This is a genomic window from Trichocoleus desertorum AS-A10 (assembly GCF_039962155.1).
In the GTDB taxonomy this organism is placed as follows: Bacteria; Cyanobacteriota; Cyanobacteriia; order FACHB-46; family FACHB-46; genus Trichocoleus.
On sequence record NZ_JAMPKN010000109.1, the window covers coordinates 1 to 4,692 of the forward strand.

A 4,692-nucleotide genomic window follows, 5' to 3' on the forward strand; every position below is an offset into this window, starting at 1 on the left:
GATATTGGCATGGCAGAAATGGATGGCTACACACTCATGCAACAGATTCGCTCGCGTCCTCCGACTCAAGGCGGTACGGTCCCAGCGATCGCCCTGACGGCTTATGCTGCAGATATTGACCAAAGAAGAGCCATGCAAGCTGGTTTTCAGAAGCACCTGACAAAACCGTTAGAGATAGAACGATTCGTGAGCGAGATCATCAACTTGCTCAAACCAAACCGAGTCTAGAAGGCTCTAAGGTAGCGAACATCCCACTGGCCGATGTAGTACGAATCATGTGTGATCTATTGCTTCAATTGAGAGACGTGGGCTTCTCCCTAACTTTGGATCACCAACCCACGCGGACCCTAATGGAATTTGGGAGTTCTGGGTCACAGCTCTGCAGCTACTTGCAGCTACCTAAGAGGCGATCGCCAGAAGCAGAAAACTACAGGCTAGGAGTCAAAGGTTACAGGCTAGAAAGAGTAACTTTGGTTGCGAAGCTTCCTAATGAATCAGCAATTGGCTTTCAGCTAGTAACAGCTGGCTCTGGTTCCGACTGGAACGACATTGATTCTGGATAGCTAGACAGTTAGCACGCCGTCGCTGAGCTCTAGCTCGCCCGACTTCACTCCAAGCTCGTAAAGCTTTGCTCTCTTGCCGCAAAGCTTGACTGATAATAACTGGGTGCTCAGTCATTTGCATTCCACCTAAAAACTAAAGCCTAGAGTCAAGCTTATCTATTTCTAACTAAGCTCAACCCAAATAATGCGTAAACGTAATCCTCATCAAAGGCAACTTAGAAACTGAGAGCCGCGATCGGTATCAGCTAGTCATAGAGCGCTGAACGAATCAGCACTGAATCATTCACTCTTTGAGGTTCTTCCGGCAGCTCTGCTAGTTCAGTGGCGATCACTGCCATCCGACTCCGCTACAGCAGCGCTACAGGGTCACGAAAAACTACGCAGAGTTAGGCTCAAGAGACCAAGCCACCGCGTAAGGCTCTCACGGCTGCCTGGGTGCGGTCCTCGGCACAAAGCTTGTTGAGAATGTTGCGGACATGAGTTTTGACAGTCCCGACCGTGATGTAACAGCGGGCGGCGATCTCAGCATTGGAACATCCGTCGACAATTAATTTGAGGACATCGAGCTCTCGACTCGTCAGTGGAGCCGCTGCGATCACGTTGGTATACTCCTCGTCCATCGCGATCGCTCTAGAGCCCAAATCAGCAGTGGTTTCCTGAGCCGCCTGCATGTTGTTGTGCTTTAAGATGATGCGGGCAATGGAGGGGTCAATCCAGTGGTTGCCTTTATGGGTGCTGGTTACGGCTTCGAGCAGATGAGTTGTATTCACATTTTTCATGCAGTAGGAATCTGCCCCGGCTCCAAAAGCGGCTAAGACTGCGGCTTCATCCTCCTGCATCGTTAACATGATGACTTTCGTGGGGGCAGCTTCAGGATGATTCTCACTCCACCATTGCTTGAATCGACGAGTCACCTCAATGCCATTGAGACCAGGCATCTCAATATCGACCAATGCAACATCGGGTTGAGTCTCCATGAGTAAGGTTAAGCCATCTGGACCATTAGCGGCTTCCCCGACTACGTCGAGTCCCTCGTGAAGGCTGAACATGGCACGGAGCCCTGCACGAGTCAGGTCGTGGTCTTCAATTAGAGCAACTTGAATCCGGGTCATGAGGGTAGCCTCTTGAGAATGTAACTTTTCAACGGTCTCAACAATCGTTGTAGTAGCAACTTTACTGGCAAGATTGTCAGCCTGGCTTGATGATTCCAGAATTCTTAATGCGCCACAGTTTGTAGAATCAGGCTTAATTTACCTGTCCCAGGAGAGGACTTGGACAGGACTTCCGATCGCCCCTCTAGTTGCCCCTCTGGCACTTCAAGATAACGCTGAAGGGCCTGCAAGCTACGGTGTCCCGATATCTCCTGAATCACCCGCAGCGGCACCCCCGCGCTACTCATTCGGGTTAGCGCCGTTCTTCTAAAACTGTGGGTACTGACTCCTACCCGCCCCAGGGTTTATGCTCGCTTGAGCCCTTGGATTAGCAGGTCTGGGGTGAGGGAAGACTTCTCTACTTTGTGAAACATGTGATGCTGCACGCTTAGCAACTTGAACAATCGATCCGCCTGGGGCAACAACTCTGAACTTCCCAGGAAGAGCACCCCTGCACGGTTCAGGCTGAAGTAAAAGCGCACCAGCGTCTTCATTTGCCCATCCTGATTGAAATAAATCAGGGCGTTCCGACATACAAGTAGGTCAATCTGACTCATCGGTGGGTCTTCCAGCAGATTATGTCGCAGGAAGAGTAGCGGCGATCGCAGCTCTGAACACACGCTGTAGTGGTTGCCTATTGGCTTGAAATAGCGCTCTCGTAAGGCGATCGGCATATTAGCCATCTTCAGTGCCGAGTAATGCCCCTGCCGAGCTTGGTGGAGTGTGTTGGCATCAATATCAGAGGCAAAGAGGCGGACTCGCTTCTGGTACTGCTCTATTCCCAACGCTTCCGCAAGCGCGATCGCCAGAGAGTAAGGTTCTTCTCCAGAAGCACATCCCGCGCTCCACACTCGGATGGGTGCATCCGCTGACTTCTGGCGTAGGATGCGAGGAATGATGTCAGTGACCAGATACTCCCAAGACAGTGTGTCTCTAAAGAACCCCGTGAAGTTAATCCAGAGGGTGTTGATCAAAGGCTTGAACTCATTTGGATTAGCTTGTAGATAAGCCGTGTAATCGCCGTAAGTCCCTATGCCGAGCTCGTGCATTCGTAGCCCAATTCGGCGCATCAAGCTAGGGGGTTTATAGTCTGTGAAGTCAAACCCGTGGTTCTGCCTGAGGTAAGTGAGTAATTCATCGAAAGCAGGATCACGCTCTGGATGACTTGCTGAAGGTTGCCGCGGCTCTATGGGCTGTGACTGCGTTTGACGTGGGTGCATTTCTTAGAAAGAGAAGATTGCGCCGCAACCTTTCAACCCTCAGCTTAAGGATGCCTCACCCTAGCACTCGAACTCAAAGAATGCTGTTAATTTCGCGGCAATTGCTCCCGCTTTGCCCTTAGCCCAAAAACTGTCAGAAGGGCTAAAAAGCTGATTCTCTTGTTGCCCTATTCCATTCTCTGCCATCAATTGAACTCAACTCTCTCATTCGTCCATGTGACTTTGTAAAGCTTTGGGTCCGGCGAGGTAGAGAGATCAGTGACCGTTATCCACCAGTGAAAATCTTGATGGTGCAAGCCGAAAACACACGTCTGACCAAAGATTGAACGGGCCGCCGTCAAAATACTCTGGGGATTTAGATTTGAACTGATTGTGTCTTGTGGCATTGTTCTTGAGCAAGTGCCCTGTGCAACCAGGCACTGGGCGAGCCGGTGGTGCTCTTACTGTTACTGAAGCTCTAGCTTGATACTGCTTCAAGTGAACATATATCCTCAGCAATTCACTAGCCTGCACTGCTGATCTTAGTCAGAGCCGTTCTTCTTGAAGCGATGATGAGGAGGAAGGCGTCCTCTCAGGAGCAGGGACAGAGGCAGCTATGTGCAAAGTTCTTAAACTGACCCACACCTTATACTCATGTCTCATGCAAGTAATGCAAACTTGAGCCCCATGCTCTGCAAGAGCGACCGCTAAGCAAAAGGCTTCTTGCCTATCTTGGGCCTGGTATTGGCCGCAAAGGCGATAGATTTCTTTGTTTGAGCACATCCCTTCACAAACTTCGTTGTGATACCAAAACTTAAACACTTGAACTAAGTCATGAGAAAGTACGAGGGGGTACGTGTCATACCTCTGAGTTGGTCCTTCAATCATTCTTCAAGATTTGCCAGAGTTCTATGAGCATGGCCACCTTAGTGGATCAGCGGATTGTTAAAACACCAACCATTCAGAGAGCTCCTAACCTCAGCCACTCAACTGGGCATTCAGGGTTGTCGTTGCTCCATTGCTTCAGAGTGAGCGTCAGAAGATGTTCCAGCTTCAAACATATGAAGTCATTCTGCCGCTGCGATCGCCTTAGGCACTCATTGCCAGGTCAGAATAGGAGTGGTGATGCCGCAAGCTGAGCTCAGTTTGGCTGAGTAGAATCGTGGTCTCATAGCCAATTCTGCCCATCTCTGGCTCTGGTCCCATTGCCATCTCAACGAGATAGGCCCAGCTATCCGCTTCTGGTTGATAGCTCTTAATAATGCCAACCCCACCCATGAAACTCACGCTCTGACCCTTCCAGAATTGGGGCACTGTTACAACCGTTGTCGCCATGATTACCTCACTCCCACCTTCTAAGTCGTGCCTGCATAGCTAAGGTTGTAGTGCCAAAACCAGCTTTTACTCTCTACCAGTAGTTTCACTTCAGCGAGGGGCATGGCAAGGGATCGTATTTCTGAAGGAGGAACCTGCTGATGTGATTAATCTAACTCTTAGCTGCTTTAACGCTTTAGCCAAAGGAGTTACAGCAGTTATCCTTTAAAGAATTAATTTCACATCTAAAGAAATATCTTCCTTAGTTGAAATGCTTTGAGGACAGAAGCTTTAATACGTTTCGTTGGTGAAATTAATTCTTTAGAGCTGTTGATTAGTTTTTTAATGGACAATCAAGGTGCAATCTTTATCGTGCAGTTACCGGCTATGCAGCAGGAAATGCCGAGCATAGCTGGGTCAATCCACATTCAACCAGGCTCAGAAAGGCTCTTAGACAACATTCAA

Annotated in this window: 7 protein-coding genes; 2 read left to right on the plus strand and 5 right to left on the minus strand. The window is 49.4% G+C overall.

Annotation, left to right across the window (positions count from 1 at the left end; translation table 11 throughout):
• The coding region (locus NDA01_RS31255) for a response regulator (protein ID WP_348231121.1) at nucleotides 1-228 on the plus strand (228 nt) is incomplete at its 5' end.
• A 258-nt stretch (nucleotides 229-486) separates the two neighbouring features.
• Here NDA01_RS31255 and NDA01_RS31260 read toward each other — a convergent pair.
• The 5 genes from NDA01_RS31260 to NDA01_RS31280 all read right to left on the minus strand — a co-directional run bounded on the left by NDA01_RS31260 (nucleotide 487) and on the right by NDA01_RS31280 (nucleotide 4,248).
• A complete protein-coding gene (locus NDA01_RS31260) occupies nucleotides 487-678 on the minus strand; it encodes a hypothetical protein (protein WP_348231122.1) in 192 nt (63 codons plus the stop codon).
• A gap of 277 nt (nucleotides 679-955) precedes the next feature.
• Nucleotides 956-1,675 (minus strand): response regulator, encoded by a 720-nt coding sequence (locus tag NDA01_RS31265; RefSeq protein WP_348231123.1) that lies wholly within the window; start codon nucleotides 1,673-1,675, stop codon nucleotides 956-958.
• A gap of 104 nt (nucleotides 1,676-1,779) precedes the next feature.
• Complete coding sequence (locus tag NDA01_RS31270) at nucleotides 1,780-2,016, minus strand: tyrosine-type recombinase/integrase (protein WP_431193608.1); 237 nt, start codon at nucleotides 2,014-2,016, stop codon at nucleotides 1,780-1,782.
• 3 nt (nucleotides 2,017-2,019) lie between these two features.
• Nucleotides 2,020-2,934: a CheR family methyltransferase gene (locus NDA01_RS31275; protein WP_431193607.1), complete on the minus strand. Its 915-nt coding sequence runs from the start codon at nucleotides 2,932-2,934 to the stop codon at nucleotides 2,020-2,022.
• A gap of 1,068 nt (nucleotides 2,935-4,002) precedes the next feature.
• Entirely contained in the window at nucleotides 4,003-4,248 is a 246-nt protein-coding gene (locus NDA01_RS31280; RefSeq protein ID WP_190552708.1) for a hypothetical protein, read from the minus strand.
• A gap of 255 nt (nucleotides 4,249-4,503) precedes the next feature.
• Between NDA01_RS31280 and NDA01_RS31285 the strand changes: the two genes are divergently transcribed.
• On the plus strand, nucleotides 4,504-4,692 hold a 189-nt coding region (locus NDA01_RS31285; protein WP_348231124.1), incomplete at its 3' end, for a hypothetical protein.